This is a genomic window from Croceitalea vernalis (genome assembly GCF_031846405.1).
Taxonomy (GTDB): Bacteria; Bacteroidota; Bacteroidia; order Flavobacteriales; family Flavobacteriaceae; genus Croceitalea; species Croceitalea vernalis.
In genome coordinates this window covers 1-19,523 of sequence record NZ_JAVRHU010000004.1, presented here as the reverse complement: position 1 = coordinate 19,523, position 19,523 = coordinate 1, and the positions used below count along the sequence as shown (strand labels likewise).

The 19,523-nt window shown below is 34.5% G+C and carries 18 protein-coding genes; 10 read left to right on the top strand and 8 right to left on the bottom strand.

The window, feature by feature from the left end:
- Positions 1-7: 7 nt before the first annotated feature.
- Positions 8-646 (top strand): DUF8845 family protein, encoded by a 639-nt coding sequence (locus RM520_RS13060; RefSeq protein WP_432264901.1) that lies wholly within the window; start codon positions 8-10, stop codon positions 644-646.
- Here RM520_RS13060 and RM520_RS13055 read toward each other — a convergent pair.
- Both RM520_RS13055 and RM520_RS13050 read right to left on the bottom strand, forming a co-directional pair.
- The gene (locus RM520_RS13055) at positions 643-1,458 is read right to left on the bottom strand and encodes a lysophospholipid acyltransferase family protein (RefSeq protein ID WP_311388298.1); all 816 of its coding nucleotides are present in this window, start codon (positions 1,456-1,458) and stop codon (positions 643-645) included. The two genes, RM520_RS13060 and RM520_RS13055, sit on opposite strands and share 4 nt — an antisense overlap.
- Before the next feature lie 36 nt (positions 1,459-1,494).
- Positions 1,495-2,136 (bottom strand): NUDIX hydrolase, encoded by a 642-nt coding sequence (locus tag RM520_RS13050; protein WP_311388297.1) that lies wholly within the window; start codon positions 2,134-2,136, stop codon positions 1,495-1,497.
- Here RM520_RS13050 and RM520_RS13045 point away from each other — a divergent pair.
- A complete protein-coding gene (locus RM520_RS13045) occupies positions 2,135-2,854 on the top strand; it encodes a peptidylprolyl isomerase (RefSeq protein ID WP_311388296.1) in 720 nt (239 codons plus the stop codon). The genes RM520_RS13050 and RM520_RS13045 overlap by 2 nt on opposite strands.
- A gap of 41 nt (positions 2,855-2,895) precedes the next feature.
- Here RM520_RS13045 and RM520_RS13040 read toward each other — a convergent pair whose 3' ends face one another.
- Positions 2,896-3,501 carry a trimeric intracellular cation channel family protein gene (locus RM520_RS13040; RefSeq protein WP_311386287.1) on the bottom strand — a complete coding sequence of 202 codons (606 nt, stop codon included), beginning with the start codon at positions 3,499-3,501 and terminating at the stop codon, positions 2,896-2,898.
- 3 nt (positions 3,502-3,504) lie between these two features.
- A complete protein-coding gene (locus RM520_RS13035; protein ID WP_311388295.1) occupies positions 3,505-4,221 on the bottom strand; it encodes an RDD family protein in 717 nt (238 codons plus the stop codon).
- A 35-nt stretch (positions 4,222-4,256) separates the two neighbouring features.
- Here RM520_RS13035 and RM520_RS13030 point away from each other — a divergent pair, with 35 nt between their 5' ends.
- Genes RM520_RS13030 through RM520_RS13005 form a run of 6 tightly spaced genes read left to right on the top strand, consistent with a single transcriptional unit; the run spans position 4,257 to position 10,348 of the window.
- Positions 4,257-5,225: a stage II sporulation protein M gene (locus RM520_RS13030; RefSeq protein ID WP_311388294.1), complete on the top strand. Its 969-nt coding sequence runs from the start codon at positions 4,257-4,259 to the stop codon at positions 5,223-5,225.
- The gene (locus RM520_RS13025; RefSeq protein ID WP_311386284.1) at positions 5,212-6,093 is read left to right on the top strand and encodes a hypothetical protein; all 882 of its coding nucleotides are present in this window, start codon (positions 5,212-5,214) and stop codon (positions 6,091-6,093) included. Before RM520_RS13030 ends, RM520_RS13025 begins: the two co-directional genes overlap by 14 nt.
- Positions 6,094-6,096: 3 nt before the next feature.
- On the top strand, positions 6,097-6,834 hold the full coding sequence (locus tag RM520_RS13020) for a DUF4129 domain-containing protein (protein ID WP_311386283.1): 738 nt from the start codon (positions 6,097-6,099) through the stop codon (positions 6,832-6,834).
- Positions 6,827-8,041: a DUF4350 domain-containing protein gene (locus RM520_RS13015; protein ID WP_311388293.1), complete on the top strand. Its 1,215-nt coding sequence runs from the start codon at positions 6,827-6,829 to the stop codon at positions 8,039-8,041. The genes RM520_RS13020 and RM520_RS13015 overlap by 8 nt, the downstream gene beginning before the upstream one ends.
- Positions 8,031-9,014 carry an AAA family ATPase gene (locus tag RM520_RS13010; RefSeq protein ID WP_311388292.1) on the top strand — a complete coding sequence of 328 codons (984 nt, stop codon included), beginning with the start codon at positions 8,031-8,033 and terminating at the stop codon, positions 9,012-9,014. The genes RM520_RS13015 and RM520_RS13010 overlap by 11 nt, the downstream gene beginning before the upstream one ends.
- A 2-nt stretch (positions 9,015-9,016) precedes the next feature.
- A complete protein-coding gene (locus RM520_RS13005; protein ID WP_311388364.1) occupies positions 9,017-10,348 on the top strand; it encodes a DUF58 domain-containing protein in 1,332 nt (443 codons plus the stop codon).
- Here the strand turns inward: RM520_RS13005 and RM520_RS13000 are convergent.
- The 3 genes from RM520_RS13000 to mnmA form a co-directional block, all read right to left on the bottom strand.
- Positions 10,345-10,818, bottom strand: a complete 474-nt coding sequence (locus tag RM520_RS13000; protein WP_311386280.1) for a hypothetical protein — start codon at positions 10,816-10,818, stop codon at positions 10,345-10,347. The genes RM520_RS13005 and RM520_RS13000 overlap by 4 nt on opposite strands.
- Positions 10,819-10,904: 86 nt before the next feature.
- Positions 10,905-11,846 carry an NAD(P)H-dependent flavin oxidoreductase gene (locus RM520_RS12995; RefSeq protein WP_311388291.1) on the bottom strand — a complete coding sequence of 314 codons (942 nt, stop codon included), beginning with the start codon at positions 11,844-11,846 and terminating at the stop codon, positions 10,905-10,907.
- A 4-nt stretch (positions 11,847-11,850) separates the two neighbouring features.
- Positions 11,851-13,074 (bottom strand): tRNA 2-thiouridine(34) synthase MnmA, encoded by a 1,224-nt coding sequence (mnmA, locus tag RM520_RS12990; protein WP_311388290.1) that lies wholly within the window; start codon positions 13,072-13,074, stop codon positions 11,851-11,853.
- A gap of 361 nt (positions 13,075-13,435) precedes the next feature.
- Here mnmA and RM520_RS12985 point away from each other — a divergent pair, with 361 nt between their 5' ends.
- Entirely contained in the window at positions 13,436-14,839 is a 1,404-nt protein-coding gene (locus RM520_RS12985; RefSeq protein WP_311388289.1) for a fasciclin domain-containing protein, read from the top strand.
- 87 nt (positions 14,840-14,926) lie between these two features.
- A complete protein-coding gene (locus RM520_RS12980; RefSeq protein WP_311388288.1) occupies positions 14,927-18,349 on the top strand; it encodes a fasciclin domain-containing protein in 3,423 nt (1,140 codons plus the stop codon).
- Between the two features lie 282 nt (positions 18,350-18,631).
- Here RM520_RS12980 and RM520_RS12975 read toward each other — a convergent pair.
- On the bottom strand, positions 18,632-19,523 hold an 892-nt coding region (locus RM520_RS12975; RefSeq protein WP_311388287.1), incomplete at its 5' end, for a T9SS type A sorting domain-containing protein.

The window sequence follows — 19,523 nt, the reverse complement described above, 5'->3', positions numbered from 1 at the left end:
GGTTATGATGGATGAACTAGAATTACTAAAAAAAGACTGGCAAAAGCAAGAGGCTTCGCTTCCAAAGCTTACTTATGACCAGATATATAAAATGATTTGGAAGAAATCTTCTTCTATTGTTAAATGGATTTTTTATATCAGTATCATTGAATTTGTTTTTTGGATAGCCATATCCCTAGTACCTATTAAAAATGAGGAATTGAATGGTAAAGGTGCTCAATTGACAAAGATCACAGATTGGACTATTGATATAATTTTTTATGTCGTTATCATCTACTTTATTTATAGATTCTATCTTAACTATAAGAAAATCTCAGCAACAGATTCCGCTAGAGATTTGATGAAAAAAATTATTAAAACCAGAAAAACAGTGATGCAATATGTCTGGTTTAACCTTGGCCTATTTGCGGTAACAATGATTGTAGTGTTATTAGAGGTTTTAATATTTAATCCACCCATCGAATTGACTGAAAGAATTTCGTCCGCAGACTCTACTCTGATTGCTTGGTTATTATTGGGGATTGTATTTGCCGCTGCAATTGTATTTTTCGGACTATTACTTTGGCTATTCTATAGACTACTTTATGGAATATTACTAAAACGATTGAATGTTAATTATAGAGAACTAAAAAAGCTTGAAGTTTAGTTTTTCTCTTTATGACTATAACGTCTTTTTTGATGGTCAGCTTCGTAAGCTGCTAGTTCTGACTCGGGTATAACATGTAAAAAAGAAGGATGTTGTTCAATAGCATATTCTAATTTTTCAGTAATCTGCTCAATTGTTTCATTTTCATAATCAATTTCTAGGGGCTCTTTTATTTGCATAGATTGTAAAATCCCCTTTTTCTTAATATACAGTCCTTTTTTATCAAAAGACCTTCTAAATCCATCTATGACCACTGGCACAACAATAGGCTTATATTTTTTTATAATATGGGCAGTACCTTTTCTTATTGGTTTCCAAGGTTTTGTGGTGCCTTGCGGAAAGGTTATTACCCAGCCATCTTCTATTGCTATACCTATGTTTGAAATATCGCTAAACTTTACTTTTCTATTTACATTTTCACCATCTGCACGCCAAGTACGTTCTATACTAATTGATCCTGCGTAGGCCAAAATTTTAGTCAAAAGACTTTTACCCATGGTCTCTGCAGCCGCTACATAATAGAAATTAAGCTTAGGGTTCCATAAATATGCAACGTTTTTGATATTATCATCACGCCCCTTAAGGCTAGCATTAAAAACATGAAACATTGCCACGACATCTGCAAAATATGTCTGGTGATTACTAACAAATAAAACCTTTTGTTCTGGTAAGCTTCTTATGATTTCTGAACCTTCAATTTGTAGGGTATTAAATTGTTTATATCGATTATGGGTCATAATACCCAAAATGCGAATAAGCCACTTTTTTAAAAATAAAATATGACCAAAAGGATTCTCTTTAAATATACCCATGTGTTAATTTGACTTGGCTAATTTAGAAAAATACAGCTAAAGCACTTTATTTAAAAGGTCTTTGATTTCATTTAACATCATGGCAGTTGCTCCCCAAACCGTATAACCGTTTAATTTAAAGGCAGGTACAAGGATATCTTTGGCATAAGAGGTTGATAATTGTTGTTCAATTTTATTATTGTTATTTAAAAAATCAGTCAATTTAACCTCAACTAAGGCCTCAACCTCTTCTTCCTGAATTTTAAAAGGTTTTGGTTTTGGGTAAAAACCAATATACGATTGAACGAGAAAATTACTTGGCGGAATATACACTTGAGTTAACTTTTTTACCACCTCAACATCATTTTCTAATACGCCAACTTCCTCATAAGTTTCTCTTAGTGCGGTATGAATTAATTCTCTATCTTCCTTTTCAACTTTACCTCCTGGAAAACCAATTTGATTAGAATGTACCCCTTGATAGGTTTTTCTAAGTATTAATAATAATTGTGTCTCATTAGAGCTATTAGGGTAAAATAGAGCCATCACTGCAGCTTCTTTAGGTTTTCTATCTTCAAACCTTTCATTTTCCCTCCACTTTCTTCTAACAGCCGGTTCCATTTTATAATGAGATTCATGACCAGGCAAGGGTAGTTTTTTTATTTTTATAAGCTGTTTGCAAAAATCATCAAAATTCATGTTGAGACTTTCTATTTCGTTTATAACAATTATAACACTATTTTTTTTCACTGCTTGTGGAAACAACTCCAACGTAAAAAAAACAAATAAAAAAGTTAGTAATTCTAAAAGCAAGGAGATAGATTCTGCTGTTACGGTAATTGAAAGTTCAGAAGAGATTGAAAATGAATTTGTACTAACTGAAGAAAACGCAATTGATTTTTTCTTTGAATATGCGAAAGAGGTTAAAGAGACTAAAGCCAAATTAACTACTAGTCTTGGAAGCTTTACTATAGAATTATATGATAATGTTCCATATCATAAAGGCAACTTTATCTATTTAATCAAAGAAGGCTATTTTGACAATACTCAATTTCATAGAATTGTTGGCGATTTTATAATTCAAGGTGGAAACTCAGATGATAAGCAAACTAGTCGAAAACGGCGTAAAATAGGTCGTTATCTACTCCCACCAGATACCAGAAAAGGACATAAGCATCATAGAGGCACTATTTCTATGCCTAGCAGTGAACGTGACAATCCGCATAAATTAGCCTCACCATATGAATTTTTCATTGTGGTCACGAAACCTGGATCATACCATTTAGATGGTAGCTATACACCTTTTGGTAGAGTGATTGAAGGAATGGATGTTGTAGATAAAATTAACCAAGTTGACGTAGATGATGGCGATTGGCCAATGCGGAATATTTATATTTTAAAAGCCGAGGTTTTTTAATTGTTATGAAAACTTCTCTTTTATTCTGCAAAGTCTAAACTTTAACTTCTATAGATATTAGGCAATCTAATATTAAATTTTACCGCAATAATTCTTAGCGCAATAACTATCAAAATAGCTATGACAAAAGCATAGTTAGGCGCAATTGGTAATTGATTTAAAATAAAGTAACTGGCGCCACCAATAATACAAGCAGTTGCATAGATTTCTTTTCTAAAAATAACTGGAATTTCATTACATAAAATATCTCTAATAACTCCACCAAAACTTGCTGTTATTGTGCCTAAAGCAATACACATCAAAGGAGAAAGACCCGCATCTAAACCCTTTTCTATGCCAACTAAGGTGTAGAGTCCAATACCAATGGTATCAAATAAAAACAACGATTTGCGCAAATATTTCAGCTGTTTTACAAATAGGATCGCAAGAATAACAGTAATGATGATAGTTATCATATATACTGAGTCCCTCATCCAAACAACAGGGGTATTTCCGATTAAGAGGTCTCTCAACGTACCACCGCCTATAGCAGTTACAAACGCAATAATAAGTACGCCAAAAAAATCTAACTTTTTTTCCATTGCAACCAAGACACCAGAAATGGCAAAAGCTATCGTTCCTAAAATATCAACTGTAAAATAGAACATTAACTATAATTTTTGGGTGTAATAATTATAGTCTTTTATTACCTTATCAACAAACTCAACTGGCGTCATTGTCGTACTAATTTCTGTCACCTCTTTTATTCTTTTGTCCAAAGACAAAATAACATTATGATGACCGTTTCTGCGTGCTTTATCAAATAATTGTTTAATTGTTTGCATTTCACGGTCTTCAAAAACAGTAACTTGTGCAAATGTAGGTATGTAATCCAAAGGTATTTCGCGTAAAAGAGTATCTCTCAATGAAACTCTTTGTTTTTCACTTATTACTGTGGTACCTGCAGCAATATCACCTATACGCTGTCCATTACCTCTTATTAAAATTGTAAGAACCGCACCACCTCCTGAGGTAAGAACAACATCAATTATTCTTAGCATCCAACGAATAAAATAATTGCCAAAATTAGGTTTAGATCCGTCTAATTTGACAACCCTTAACTTCATCAATCCTTTTCCGATAGTTTTTCCATCAGTAAAAGTCTCTAAAAGAACATAGTATAGAAATGCGGGTAAACTAACCACTAAATAAAGCGCCCATAAATCTCCAAAGTCAATCTCAAGAGAAACCAAAAGTAAAATCATAAGCAAGGTATAGGCACCAATTACAAAGCTATCAATCAAATATGCGAGCATACGTTCACCCAAATTAGATGTGTTTTGGGTTATGCTTATATTTTGAGCAGTTTCTATTTGAAATTGGTTCATATTTTAGTTTCTTTACAAGTAAACGCGCAAATTTAATGCGAGAGGCAGCTTTTGTAAAACAAAATAAGGACAAATGGGTCACTTTCGAAAATGCCCTTAATGGTCAAGGGCAATTAGAACCAGATGAACTTTCAAGTCTTTATATTGAAATTACTGACCATTTAAGCTATGCCAAAACTTTTTATGAAGGCAGTAACACTCAATTTTATTTAAACTCGCTTGCTTCAAAAGCACATCAAAAAATTTATAAGACTAAACGCGAATCAAAGAACCGTATTGTAAGTTTTTGGAAAACAGAGTTTCCTCTCATGTTTTTTCAGCATCGTAAAGAACTACTTATTGCTTTTTTAGTTTTTACTTTTTTTACCATTGTCGGAGCTTTCTCTTCTGCTAATGAAGGTGATTTTGTTCGGTCAATCTTGGGCGATGGTTATGTAAATATGACTCTTGAGAACATTGAAAACAATGACCCGATGGCGGTTTATAAACAGCAAGGCGAATTTAATATGTTTTTAGGGATAACTATAAACAATATTAAAGTGGCTGTTTTTGCTTTTGCCTTTGGAATATTTCTTGGGGTAGGCACTTTGTTTATAATGCTTAGAAACGGTATTATGTTAGGTAGTTTTCAGTACTTCTTTTATGATAAAGGTTTACTTTGGGAATCTGTGAGAACAATTTGGATACATGGCACTATAGAAATCTCAGTAATTATAATTGCGGGTTGCGCAGGATTGGTTTTAGCAAACGGAATTCTTTTTCCTGGCACTTATTCCCGATTAGAATCATTTAAAAGAGGTGTAAAAAATGGTTTGAAAATTATGGTAAGTACAATTCCATTTTTCATAATCGCCGGTTTTTTAGAAGGCTTTGTAACTAGACATACCGAAATGCCAGATTGGTTAGCCATTCTAATCATATTAAGTTCCTTAAGTTTAATCGTATTTTATTACATTATATATCCATATCAACTAAACAAAAAACCATTATATGCAAACAGTTAATTATATAGAATTTAAAAAACAGCGAGAACTAGGTGAAATTCTTTCTGATACCTTTGCCTTCATTAGAAGTGAATTCAAACCATTTTTTGGAACACTATTAAAGATAGTTGGCCCATACATTTTAATAATGTTGATTTCTTCAGGCTTTTATATATACACAGTAGGAGATATCATGAATATTACTACCCTTCAAGCTGATAATCAAATTTTTTCACCAATAATTATGATTCTCGCTGGTCTAGCTTTGTTTGTTAGTTCAATCATGGCCTATGTTGTTTCACACGGTACGGTTTTATGTTACATCAGGTCTTATACTGAAAACAAAGGCAAGATTTTTTTTGAGGATATTAAAAAAGGAGTTTATGCTAACTTTTGGTCTTTAATAGGACTAGGATTTTTAGTTGGGCTCTCTATTATGGCAGGTATTATTTTTTGTTTAATTCCTGGTATCTATTTAGGCGTTTGCTTATCTGTTTCCTTTGCAATTTTAATTTTTCAGAAAAAAAACGTCTCGGATGCCTACTCCGAGAGTTTTAGCTTAGTAAAAGAAAACTGGTGGATAACCTTTGCTACATTATTTGTAATTTATATTATCATATACATTGCAAGTTTAGCATTTAGTTTACCCACAATCATTTATACATGGGCAAAGATGGGTATTTTTTCAGGGGAAGTAGACGCGGAAAACATGAATATTTTTTCTGACCCTATTTATTTGATTTTAAATTTAATAAGTCAGATTATACAATTTTTAATGAACATTATTTTATTAGTTTCAATAACATTTATTTATTTCAATTTAAACGAGAGGAAGAATTTTACTGGCACTTTTGAAACAATTGAAAATTTGGGTAAACAAACCAACTAATTCATGTTCAAAAAGTTCATTTTATTACTTCTTTTATGTTTTTTTAATTTGGGGCTAGCTCAGTCTGATAGCGAAAAAGTACAATTTGATGAGTCTGATATTGAAATTGTTGAAATCTCAGAGGAAGATTTACAAAAATATCGTGACGATAAAAAATTCAACTATGAAGTAATCGAAGAAAAAAACGAATGGTGGGAAGGAGTGAAAAATTGGTTTTATAACCTGTTTCGCAGTTTTTTTGAATGGCTATTTGGGGCAGAAAAGGCCGTAGGGTATTTAGCCATTTTCCTTCGAATAGTGCCTTATATTTTATTAGGCCTCTTGTTATATTTGATTATAAAGTTTTTTATCAATGCAAACACAAGGGCATTAATACAAGCCCAACAAAATGCAAATTTGGTTTCGCTATCTGAAGAAGAAAAAATTCTTCAATCTGAAGATATCCAGCAACTTATAAAAGATGCCATTGCAAAAAAAGACTTTCGCCTGGCTATCAGATACTACTATTTGTATTTACTAAAACTTTTAAGTGATAAGGAGTTAATTACCTGGCAGGTTCAAAAAACTAATGACGACTATTTGAGTGAGTTAAAAAACTCAGATCTCAAATTACAGTTTGCAAAAGCTACGTTACTTTATGATTATGTTTGGTATGGGGGGTTTCATATCAAAGAAAATGATTACGAAAGAGCTTCTGAAGTTTTTAATACGTTTAAAAAAACTGTAAGTAATAATGACTAAAAAAGGAGGTGTTTACATTGTTATTGCAGTCATTACCGTGGGACTTATCTTGTTAATGCAATACAATAAGCCAAAGAAAATTAATTGGTTTACGTCCTTCGTTGCACAGCACAAAATCCCATATGGCACTTTGGTAGTTAATGAAATTTTGACTACTAATTTTAAAAATCAATTAGAGCAAGTTTATGAAACTCCCTTCACATTTATAAATCAAAACAAAGAGGTTGAGGGCACTTATCTTTTGATTAATGATAAAATAGATTTAGGAGAAACTGAATTAAATATTCTTTTAGATTGGGCTTCAAAAGGGAATACGCTATTTATTGCTTCTGAAGGTTTTGAATATAAGCTTTTAGACACATTAAATCTTGAACAAACAAGCCTCTACAATAGCTCTGATATCAATCCAAATTTTCAACACCAATTAGTTAATCCAAAACTAAAATCTACTAAAGTTTCTTTTGATAAAGATTACTACGCAATGGTCTTTGACAAAATTGACACTTTAAAAACTGTTGTTCTTGGTGAAGTTCACACCAAATTAGATAGCCTTGAAATTATCGATAAAAAAGTAAACGTTATCAAGCAATCTTTTGGACAAGGCACTATTATTCTCTCCACATTCCCTAAGGCTTTTACAAACTATTTCATTCTCAAAGATGAGAATAAGAGCTATACCGCAGGGTTGCTATCCTATTTAAAACCTACAAATAAAATATTTGTAGACAATCATCATAAATCAGGTAAGTCTTTTTACACCTCGCCAATGTATATTTTTTTGAATACAAAGGAGTTAAAATGGGCTTATTATATCGCACTTATTGGTTGTTTGATTTATGTGATTTTTGAAGGAAAAAGAAAGCAACGTCCAATTGCCGTGATACAACCTTTAAAAAATCAAACCTTAGCCTTCACACGGACCATTGCCGACATGTACTATGAGACAGGACAACAAAAAGAAATAACCAAACATCAAATCGCTAATTTTTTAGATTATTTGAGGACTAACTTTTATCTGAAAACTAATGAGTTTGATGAACATTTTTTTACCAGTTTGGCCTCTCGAAGTTATCACACTAAAGAAGAAATAAAATCTTTGTTTAAATATATTCGGTATATAGAAAGTCAATCTGTACTTAATAATTCGCAATTACAAACTTTGAGTAAAAAAATAGAAACTTTTAAAGCAAGAGCAAATGGAAAATAATAATTTGAATTTTGACAATAGAATTCCACTTGAGGAACTGAAAAATAGTGTAACAGCTATAAGTGATGAATTGTCAAAAGTTATTGTAGGTCAGCACAATTTTATTGAGCTGTTGATAGTCTCTTTATTTGTTGATGGTCATGTTTTGATTGAAGGAGTACCGGGTATTGCAAAAACGATTACTGCCAAGTTATTTGCTAAAACGCTTAAAACTAACTTTAGTAGAATTCAGTTTACTCCAGATTTAATGCCCAGTGATATTCTTGGGACATCAGTTTTTAATGTCAAAGAATCTGAATTTGAATATAAGAAAGGACCTATCTTTTCTAACATAATTCTTATTGATGAAATCAATAGAGCACCAGCAAAAACACAAGCGGCTCTCTTTGAAACAATGGAAGAAAGGCAAGCGACTGTTGATGGAAAAACTTATAAAATGGCCTCACCATTTATGGTTTTAGCCACCCAAAATCCAATTGAACAAGAAGGCACCTATGCGTTGCCAGAAGCTCAACTTGACCGGTTTTTATTTAAAATAAAAGTTGATTATCCATCAGTAGATGAAGAGGTTCAAATTATTCAAACTCATCATGAGCGTAAGTCGAATAATCCTGCAGATGACATTAAACCAGTTTTACTTCCTAAAAAGCTTACAGAGTTTAAAAATATTATTCATGAGGTAATCGTTGAAGAGAAACTTTTTAAATATATCGCTGAAATAATTGCAAAAACGAGAAATCACCCTCATTTGTATTTAGGGGCTTCCCCGAGAGCATCAATTGCTGCCATGCATTGTGCTAAGGCCTTTGCAGCTATTAAAGGTAGAGACTTTGTTACCCCGGAAGATGTAAAGAAAGCATTAGTCCCTATCTTGAATCACAGAGTTATACTAACTCCAGAACGCGAGATGGAAGGTATGACAACAGAAAGTGTTATTAAAATGATTTCAGAATCAGTTGAAATTCCGCGTTAATGATTTCCTTTTTCAAATCATTCTATATTCATAATACCTTTTTCTGGTATATAGCTGGTCTAGCGGCTAGCTTTGTGCTTTCTTTTTGGGTAGAATGGTTATACCCAATCTCATGGCTATTATTTTATGTGCTAATTACACTTTTTCTGCTCGACTGCTATTTGATGTATGGCAATGGTAATGCAATTACAGCCGTGAGAGAATTACCAAGAAAACTTTCAAATAGTGATTTTAATGAACTAAAAGTAAAAGTAACCTCAAAGTATCCTTTTAAAACAAGAATCGATGTTATTGATGAGCTTCCCCAACAATTTCAAAAACGAGATTTTCTTCATACTAAAGTCTTAATCAAGAATCAGCAATACCAACATATCTATTCCCTAAGACCCGTTGACCGGGGAGAATATATTTTTGGCAACCTTAATATTTTTGCTTCCTCACAGTTGCAATTAGTTAAACGCCGATACCGTTTTCAAAGAGATCAAATGGTACCCGTTTACCCATCGATTATTCAAATGCAGCAGTACGATTTTTTAGCAACCAGTAATAACTTAACACAATTAGGTCTAAAAAAAATTAGAAGAATTGGTCATACTCAAGAGTTTGAACAAATTAAAGAATATATTGAAGGAGACGACATTAGAACCATTAATTGGAAAGCGACTGCAAAAAAGAACCAATTAATGGTTAATCAATATCAAGATGAAAAATCACAACCCATATACTCTATTATTGACACAGGTCGTGTAATGAAATTGCCGTTTAATGGATTAAAATTGCTCGATTATGCTATAAATTCAACTTTGGCCTTTTCAAATGTGGCTTTAAAACGGAATGATAAAACGGGTATGATTTCATTTTCAAAACAAATAGAAAGTTTTGTCCCAGCCATTCAAAAAATTACGCATTTAAATACGATTCTTGAAAAATTATACAATATTAAAACAGCCTTTACCGACTCTGATTATGGCTTGCTATACGCACATTTAAAGAGAAAAGTAAACCACAGAAGTCTTATTCTACTCTACACTAATTTTGAGCATATCTCAGCTTTACAACGACAATTACCCTATTTGAATGCTATTGCCAAAAAACATGTTCTCGTCGTTATTTTTTTCGAGAATACCGAGTTGGAAGACCTCATTAAGAATGATGCAGAAGACCTTCAAGCAATCTACCATAAAACAATTGCGGAAAAATTTTCAATGGAAAAAAGACTGATGCAAAAGGCTTTGCAGCAATATGGAATTCAAACCATCTTAACAAGACCAGAAAACCTTACTATTAATACTATCAACAAATATTTAGAAATTAAAGCAAGAGGGCTACTTTAATACTTTTGAAGTATGAGACTTTTTGGCATAGCTAATTCTGTTAGTGTAGGCAGCCGTTCCAAATCATTAAAAAAAACAATTGATTTGTCAGGCCATGGTTTATCCAAAAAGACGCTTGATTTTGCAGCTTTTTCTTTTAGTCGCTTCCTTTTTTTACCACCAGCAATATCAATGACGATTCCTACAGTTGCTCCCCCCAAAATTGTGGCTAACAAATCTTCATTATCCCAACCGTCTTCTCTTTGACTAGCGTCTACCGCTTCTTTACCTAATCCTATTAAAGTACTACCCCCGATTGCCCCAGCAAAGGTCCACCAACGATCTCCTTTAGAAATTTGTTTAGCAATTCCAGCGCCTGCAAGGCCGTAAAGATTTCCACCAATATAATGCAAGACTTTATCTCTATCTACCTGAGCGCAAACAGAGTTTAAAAAGAATAAAAACACCAAGGTGGAGATTAGTTTTTTCATGTTTCGGCAAAGGTATAAAAGCAAATTAAAGTTGAAAGAGAATTCGATGAATTACACTTAAAAAATAAAAAGCTTTTACAGGATAGCTATAAGTTTTTGAAATCACTTTTAGATTTCTCAAAATCTTCTACTAGCTCCTTTATAATTTCAGCAGCGGGTTTTATTTCATGTATAATGGCGGAAACTTGACCTATTTCTAGTTCACCTTCATCTAAATCACCCTCAAACATCCCTTTTTTAGCTCTAGCTCGTCCCAAAACCTTTTTAAGGTCTTCTATAGAAGCTCCTTGAAGGTAAGCTTCCTGAACATCTTGATAGAACTTATTTTTCAATAATCTAACTGGTGCCAATTCTTTCAATGTTAAATGAGTACTACCTTCTTTAGCTTTAACCACCTCATCTTTAAAAGACTGATGTGAAGAAGCTTCTTCGCTGGCAACAAATCTGCTACCTACCTGCACCCCATCGGCACCCAAAACCATAACAGCCAACATTTGTTTTCCTGTGGCTATTCCTCCCGCGGCTATTAATGGGACATTAATCTTTTCTTTTACAGCAGGTATCAAGACCAAAGTTGTCGTTTCATCACGCCCGTTGTGTCCTCCAGCCTCAAAACCCTCAGCTACGATCGCATCAACTCCAGCCTCCTGTGCCTTTAAAGCAAATTTTATACTGCTCACCACATGCACAACCGTTATTCCTTTTTCCTTCAAAAATGAAGTCCAAGTTTTGGGATTTCCTGCAGAAGTGAAGACAATCTTTACATCTTCACTGATAATAATATCCATCAATTTATCTATATCGGGGTATAGCATTGGAATATTTACTGCAAAAGGTTTCTTTGTGGCTTGCTTACATTTTTTGATATGTTCAATTAAAACCTCAGGGTACATACTTCCAGCTCCTATGACTCCTAAACCGCCAGCATTAGATACTGCCGAGGCTAAGCGCCAACCACTGGCCCAAATCATTCCACCTTGAATAATAGGGTATTGTATTCCGAAAAGTTTTATGATTTGATTTTGCATTGTACTAAGATATTACTCCTGAACCAATCAATTCGTCAGCAACATACCAAGCAGCAAATTGGCCCTCGGTTATTGCAGATTGTTTTTCTTCAAAATCAAGGTACGCTCCCCCTTCAACTCTATAAAGTTTTGCTCTTTGTAAAGATTGACGATATCTAATTCTTGCATTGACCTCCAGTGATTCATCTAAGCCTAGTTCTAAGTCTTTTCGTACCCAATGTAATTCAACATCGTGAATAAACAGTGTTCGACGATATAAACCAGGATGTGATTTGCCTTGCCCGGTATAAATTACATTACTTTTAACATCAGTCTCTATTACAAACAAAGGTTCTGGAGTACCACCAACATCTAAACCTTTTCGTTGTCCTGTTGTAAAATAATGAGCCCCTTGATGTTCTCCAACTACCTTTCCATCATCTACATCATACACGGGTTTTTCAGCATAATGTTTTAACTCTAAGAGCTTTTCTGAGAAATTAACTTGTCCATTTTGATAGTGTGGTGCATCTGATGGTATCTCAACAATAACACCTTTCTTAGGCTTCAATTTCTGTTGTAGAAAATCTGGTAATCGCACCTTGCCTATGAAACAAAGACCTTGTGAGTCTTTTTTATCAGCTGTAATCAAATTGTTTTCCGCTGCTATTTCACGAACCTCAGGTTTTAGAAGCTCCCCGATAGGAAATAATGTTTTAGCGAGCTGTTCTTGAGATAGTTGACAGAGAAAATAAGATTGATCTTTGTTTTCATCAGCCCCAGAAAGTAATTGATAAGTTTCACTACCATCAGAATTTTTAATAATTCCTTTTCTACAATAATGACCAGTGGCTACAAAGTCAGCACCTAAATCCAATGCAATTTTTAAGAAAACATCAAACTTGATTTCACGATTGCAGAGCACATCAGGGTTTGGCGTACGCCCTTTTTCATATTCATCAAACATATAATCGACAATTCGCTCTTTATATTCGACACTTAAATCAACTGTTTGAAATGGAATACCAAGCTTTTCAGCAACAATGAGAGCATCGTTGCTATCTTCTAACCAAGGACATTCATCAGAAATTGTAACAGAATCGTCGTGCCAATTCTTCATAAAAAGACCAATAACTTCATAGCCTTGCTCTTTTAACAAATATGCAGTTACGCTTGAATCTACTCCTCCCGATAAACCAACAACTACTTTCTTTTTCACTTCTTTAAAAACTGTCTTACAAAAATACAAAATAGCCTTTGTCTTGCTTTTGTTTAATTCCTTAACAAAATGCCAAAGAATTTATAATTATTAAAATTCGAGAAAATTCATTCTAAGAGAAAATTCAAAACACTAAACCTTGAAAATCAATTATCTAAAAAGGTTTAAATGAAATTATTATTGTTTCAACTTTATTAATAAATGTTAAACATTTATTAAATACTGTTTAACAAAAGCAACCATTTCTTCAACAAACTATCTTCTTGTCGTAATAAATAGAATATTGATTATCAGTTGTTTACCAATAAAAAACTTTTAACAAGCTGATTATCAAACAAAATAAAGTTCAAACATTCTATTTTTTTGTTAAACAATTAATTAAAACCTTATTATGAAAGTCGTATCAAATTTTTTCAAACTCAGTACCCTACTTGTTATGTTTCTATTCATCTCGTGTTCCGATGACGATAATGAAACGGTAGACCCTCCAATGGTGGAAACTACAACTATAGTTGATTTAGCTGTAGATACAGCTGACCTAAGTATTTTAGTAGAAGCTTTAACTGCCGCAAATCTTGTTGAAACATTACAAGGAGATGGCCCGTTTACAGTTTTTGCACCCACTAATGAAGCTTTTGCTGCATTCTTGACTGCAAATAATTTTAGCTCTTTATCAGATATACCTGACGATATACTAACTCAAGTACTATTAAATCATGTTGTAAGTGGAACAAATTTATCAACAAATCTATCTACAGGTTACGTTTCTAGTCTGTCTACTGCAGGTGCAGGCGGAAGAAATTTAAGCATGTATATCAATACTAATTCTGGCGTTATAATTAACGGTGTTGCAACTGTAATCACACCAGATGTAGAAGCCGATAATGGCGTAGTACATATTGTAAATAGTGTGATTGGTTTACCAAATATTGTAGACCACGCCGTGGCCAACGGAAGCTTAACTTCTCTTGTTAGTGCGTTAACGGCTGATGGTAATACGACATTTACAGACTTATTATCAAGTACTGATACAGATTTTACTGTATTCGCACCAGTTGATACGGCATTTAGTGCGTTTACAAATCCAAATGATAATGACATCAACGCTGTTTTGTCTTATCATGTAATACCTGGTACTGCCGCATTCTCAGATGACTTAATGAATATGTACGTAACTACTGCTGCGACAAACGCAGACGGTGACAATCTAAGTCAATATATTTCAACAGATGATGGAGTAGTAATCAATGGTTCAAGTCAAGTGGCTCTTGCAGACATTGTGGCCACGAACGGCGTTGTTCATGCTGTCAGCAGTGTAATAGATTTACCAACAGTGACCACTTTTGCAGTAGCAGATGCTACATTCGAACCTTTAGTAGCAGCACTAACTGAAGGAACTCCGGCAACTGACTTTGTCAGCATACTTAATGGAGAAGGACCTTTTACAGTATTCGCACCAACAGCTGATGCTTTTCAAGCCTTATTGGATAGTAATATGGATTGGAATAGTGTTTCTGATATTGATGAAGCACTTTTAACCAGTGTACTTCAACATCATGTAGTAACGCCTGGTAACGTGCGTTCAAGTGATTTAACGAACCCTGGTGACACCTCGCCTAACACCTTAGAAGGCGATGCGATTACAATTTCCTTACCTGGAACAGGAGATAACATTGCTGACGTAACTGATGGGTCTGGTAATACCGTTATCGGTATTGTAGTTGTCGATGTTCAAGCAAACAATGGTGTCATTCACGTATTGAACAAAGTAATGATTCCAAATACCTCTAACTAAATTACCTAAGGGTCGTAGCAGAACACTACGATCCTTAGTTTTTAAACTGATTGAATTTTCAATTAACACCCTAAAAACTATATTAAAATGAAACATTTTTTACAACTCAAAAATTTCTTATTGCTTATTGCAATGACCCTTTTCGTCCTTTCATGTAATAAAGATGACGACCAAAATGTATTAGAAAACCAAACTTCTTCAACAAATATTGTAGAGACTGCCCAAGGTACAGACGATTTAAGTTCTTTGGTGGCTGCCTTAATTAAGGCTGATGAAAATGAAAATTCTGACCTTGTTGGAACTTTAAGCGGTGAAGGTCCATTTACTGTATTTGCTCCAACCAATGAAGCTTTTACTGAACTACTTTCTGGCTTAGATGGCTTTGATTCTCTATCAGATTTTGATACTGAAGAAGAGAAAGCTCTCCTTGCTGACATTTTAAAATATCATGTAGTTGTCGGAGCAGCGGTTGCTTCAGATGACCTTTCAGATGGTCAAGAAATAACTACGGTACAATCAGAAAAGGTAACTGTTTCATTAGACGGTGGAGTATTCATTAACGATTCTGAAGTAATAATTCCGGATGTGGCCACCTCAAACGGTATTGTTCACGTGATTAATAAAGTTTTAGTTCCGCAAGCTGTTCTAGATGCGTTAAATGCTCAAGATTTGGTTGATGTTGTTATTGCCACTGAGACTTTGTCTTCATTAGAGGCCGCTGTTATAAAGGCAGGCTTGGTTGATACTCTAAAAAGTGAAGGTCCTTTTACAGTTTTTGCACCAACCGATGATGCTTTTATGGGATTATTGATGGCTTTAGGAAGTGACTACAGTTCTTTAGAAGATTTCGATACAGATGAAGAAATTGCATTACTAAGAGACATTCTGTTATATCATGTAGTGCCCGCTCAAGTTTTAGAGGCTGATTTAGCTGCCGGAACTGTAGGTACAGCTTTAGCTGAAAATTCAATCGAGGTAATTGCAGAGGCCGAGACTTTTGTGATAGGAGATGCCTCTGAAGTTAATGCTAATATAGCTTTAACCGATGTGATTGCAACGAATGGTGTTGCTCATGTAATTGACAAAGTGCTTCTTCCACAATCTGCAATTGACTTTGTGGCGACTCTTGAAATGAAAAACATTGTTGAGCTTGCAATCGCAACTGACGATTTAAGTCTATTGGTAGATGCTTTAGCTGCTGCAAATGCAGGATTGGTTGAAACATTAAGCGGAGAGGGCCCATTTACGGTCTTTGCGCCAACTAATGACGCCTTTGTTGCCTTGTTGGACGTTTTAGGTGAAGACTACACTTCCCTAGCTGATTTCGATACACAAGAAGAATTAGACTTATTGGTCAAAATACTAACCTATCATGTTATTGCCGGAACTGAAGCTTTCTCTACAGATCTATCTGATGGACAACAAATCGGAACCGTAAATGGAGCCAATGTTACTGTCAGTCTTGATGGCGGTGTATTCATTGATGATGCTTCTGAAAGCACGGCACAGGTTATAATTCCTGATGTAGATGCAAGTAACGGTGTGGTGCATGTCATCAATAAAGTATTGTTGCCACAAGAGGCTCTTGATTTTGTAGCAGAACTTAACATGATGAATATTGTTGAAACTGCCATCGCAACAGACGATTTAAGTCTATTAGTAGATGCTCTGATAGCCGCTAATGCAGGATTGGTGGAAACCTTAAGCAGTGAAGGCCCATTTACGGTCTTTGCTCCAACGAATGATGCATTTGTTTCGTTATTGGATGTTCTTGGTGATGATTATAATTCTTTAGCCGATTTTGACACACAAGAAGAATTAGACCTATTGATTAAAATATTGACCTATCATGTAGTTGCGGGTACAAAAGCTTTCTCTACAGACTTATCTGATGGACAACAAATCGGAACGGTAAACGGTGCCAATGTCTCTATTAGTCTTGACGGTGGTGTATTTATAGGTGATGCTTCTGAAGCTCCAGCACAGGTTGTAATTCCTGATGTTGATGCCAGTAATGGTGTCGTACATGTCATTAATAAAGTATTGTTACCGCAAGAAGCAATAGACTTTGTTACCGAACTAAACATGATGAACATTGTGGAGACCGCAATTGCCACGGACGATTTGAGTTTATTGGTTGACGCTCTAGTTGCTGCTAACGCTGGACTAGTTGAAACTTTAAGTGGTGATGGACCATTTACGGTATTTGCCCCGACAAATGAAGCTTTTATAAGTCTATTAGATGTTTTAGGCGATGATTACAACTCATTAGCTGACTTTGATACTGATGAGGAACTTGATTTATTAGTAAAAATATTGACCTATCATGTGGTTGCGGGAACAGAAGCTTTTTCAACGGATTTATCTGATGGACAATCTATCGAAACTGTAAATGGTGCTTCAGTGCGTATTAATTTGAAAGATGGAACTGTTCATGTGGTTGATGCAACTGATAACAATGCTACAGTTGTGATACCAGATGTAGATGCTAGTAATGGGGTAGTTCACGTCATTAATAAAGTGCTATTACCTCAAGAAGCATTAGATTTTGTTGCTGCTCTTAATATGATGAACATTGTAGAAACTGCAATTGCAACGGATGACCTAAGCTTACTAGTAGATGCTTTAATTGCTGCTAACGCAGGATTGGTTGAAACGTTGAGTAGTGATGGACCATTTACTGTATTTGCCCCAACCAATGAGGCATTTGCAGGTCTGTTAGATATTCTTGGAGATGAGTTCAACAGTCTTTCAGACTTTGATACCCAAGCAGAAATTGATATTCTTATTCAAGTGTTGACCTATCATGTAGTGGCAGGAACAGAAGCTTTCTCAACGGACTTATCTGACGGACAAACCATTCAAACCGTTCAAGGAGAAAACATAACTATCAACTTAAATGGTGGCGTATTCGTGAAAGATGCTACTGATTCAGATGCACTGGTAATAATCCCTGATGTTGCTGCCAGCAACGGTGTAGTTCATGTTATCAACAAAGTGCTATTACCACAAGAGGTTTTAGATATTCTTTTCCCATCAACACCAAATATTGTTGAGCTGGCTCAATCGGTTGATGATTTAAGCATTTTAGTTGACGCATTAATTCAAGCTGATGCTGGATTGGTAGAAGCTTTAAGTGGTGAAGGACCATTTACCGTTTTTGCACCAACAAATAAAGCCTTTGCTAACTTATTGGACAGCTTAGGAGATTCTTTTAACAGTCTTGAAGATTTCGATACAGATTTTGAGAAAGAACTTTTAGCTAAAATTTTAACCTATCATGTGGTTAACGGAGTTGCAGTGGCATCTACAGATTTATCTGATCACCAAGAAATACAAACTCTTCAAGGGGAATCTGTTTTTGCAATCTTGAATCATGGAGTGGCAATAAGAGACAAGACTCATATTGACGCTAATGTAACTGGTGCTGATAATTTAGCTAGTAACGGCATAGTACATATAATTGACAAAGTACTATTACCACAAGAGGTAATTGATGTATTGCACTAAAAACTTATAGAAATCATAGTTTTTGTAAGGTAAATATTACTAATAAATGCCGTTGGTCGATACCAACGGCATTTCTTTTTTAAAAGCAAATTACCGTTCATCGATGACACATCAAAAGCGACTCCCTTACCATACAAAAAAGGACACTTGACAACTATTAATTTTTTCAGAGGGAATTAGGCCGCATCTTTGAAGTCCCGAATCTTTCCAAACTAAACCTTTATGGTTGAAGCTTCCCCCGAAAGGGGGAAGTTTTATTTAAGGAAAGTTCCCCCTGAATAACTATTTAAAAATAATAACTTTCTTAATTATCACTTCTCGATCCGTTCTTACTTTCAAAATATGAACTTCCGATGCCAGGTTATTAGTTTCAAAATGCATCATATGCTTTCCTTTAGTTAAGTTTCTCGTCATAGAACTGTTAATTACTCTGCCAGACAAATCCATAAAATCAACATCAATATGACTGGAATATGGCATATTCAGTTCCATGGTAATAGTTTTAGTAAATGGTTTCTGAAAAGTCTTAAAAGAAGCTAGACCATTTAGTTTCGTATTCTGAATACTATTAGTTTGGCTTTGCCCTTCACATACATCACCATGAACAATGATATAAACATTATCTAAAGTACTAACATCAACTTCCTCAAACTCATATGAACTTACTTCGTTCAATTCACCTGAATTGTATGGGTATTGCCCTGGGGCTACAGTTGGCATACCATTACCTTTCGTTGGATACTTTTCCCCACCTATATACATCTGTGCTACATTTAATACATACCCATTATCCATATTAACTGTAACTTTAGCCATTCCATTGTTAAACTCAACCTGAACTTCACCCCATTTTCTATCAGCATTAATTACGCATTGCCCAGCTCCGGCATAAAAGTCTAAAGTATAACTGCCATTATTAGTCGAAAATAAATTAGTCCAACCCCATCTCTGGAAACCATCATCTATGAAACATGTATTATCATTTTCATATCTAGCAAAAGCTGTTTCACAACTTCCTCCCCCACATACTTCTTCATTAATAATAAGAGTAGCTTTATATTCACAGCCATTGCTGTCTTCTAAGTTAATCATAACCGGACTATCTGAGACAGAATAGGTTTCACCGTTTAAATCCCATTCATAATTTGAGCCCTCACATATCGTTACTTCTTCT

Excerpts from the sequence above, each read along its gene's own strand:
- RM520_RS13060 (WP_432264901.1), top strand. The coding sequence starts at position 8 with ATGGATGAACTAGAATTACTAAAAAAAGACTGGCAAAAGCAAGAGGCT.
- RM520_RS13055 (WP_311388298.1), bottom strand. The coding sequence starts at position 1,458 with ATGGGTATATTTAAAGAGAATCCTTTTGGTCATATTTTATTTTTAAAA.
- RM520_RS13045 (WP_311388296.1), top strand. The coding sequence starts at position 2,135 with ATGTTGAGACTTTCTATTTCGTTTATAACAATTATAACACTATTTTTT.
- RM520_RS13050 (WP_311388297.1), bottom strand. The coding sequence starts at position 2,136 with ATGAATTTTGATGATTTTTGCAAACAGCTTATAAAAATAAAAAAACTA.
- RM520_RS13040 (WP_311386287.1), bottom strand. The coding sequence starts at position 3,501 with ATGTTCTATTTTACAGTTGATATTTTAGGAACGATAGCTTTTGCCATT.
- RM520_RS13035 (WP_311388295.1), bottom strand. The coding sequence starts at position 4,221 with ATGAACCAATTTCAAATAGAAACTGCTCAAAATATAAGCATAACCCAA.
- RM520_RS13030 (WP_311388294.1), top strand. The coding sequence starts at position 4,257 with ATGCGAGAGGCAGCTTTTGTAAAACAAAATAAGGACAAATGGGTCACT.
- RM520_RS13025 (WP_311386284.1), top strand. The coding sequence starts at position 5,212 with ATGCAAACAGTTAATTATATAGAATTTAAAAAACAGCGAGAACTAGGT.
- RM520_RS13020 (WP_311386283.1), top strand. The coding sequence starts at position 6,097 with ATGTTCAAAAAGTTCATTTTATTACTTCTTTTATGTTTTTTTAATTTG.
- RM520_RS13015 (WP_311388293.1), top strand. The coding sequence starts at position 6,827 with ATGACTAAAAAAGGAGGTGTTTACATTGTTATTGCAGTCATTACCGTG.
- RM520_RS13010 (WP_311388292.1), top strand. The coding sequence starts at position 8,031 with ATGGAAAATAATAATTTGAATTTTGACAATAGAATTCCACTTGAGGAA.
- RM520_RS13000 (WP_311386280.1), bottom strand. The coding sequence starts at position 10,818 with ATGAAAAAACTAATCTCCACCTTGGTGTTTTTATTCTTTTTAAACTCT.
- RM520_RS12995 (WP_311388291.1), bottom strand. The coding sequence starts at position 11,846 with ATGCAAAATCAAATCATAAAACTTTTCGGAATACAATACCCTATTATT.
- RM520_RS12985 (WP_311388289.1), top strand. The coding sequence starts at position 13,436 with ATGAAAGTCGTATCAAATTTTTTCAAACTCAGTACCCTACTTGTTATG.
- RM520_RS12980 (WP_311388288.1), top strand. The coding sequence starts at position 14,927 with ATGAAACATTTTTTACAACTCAAAAATTTCTTATTGCTTATTGCAATG.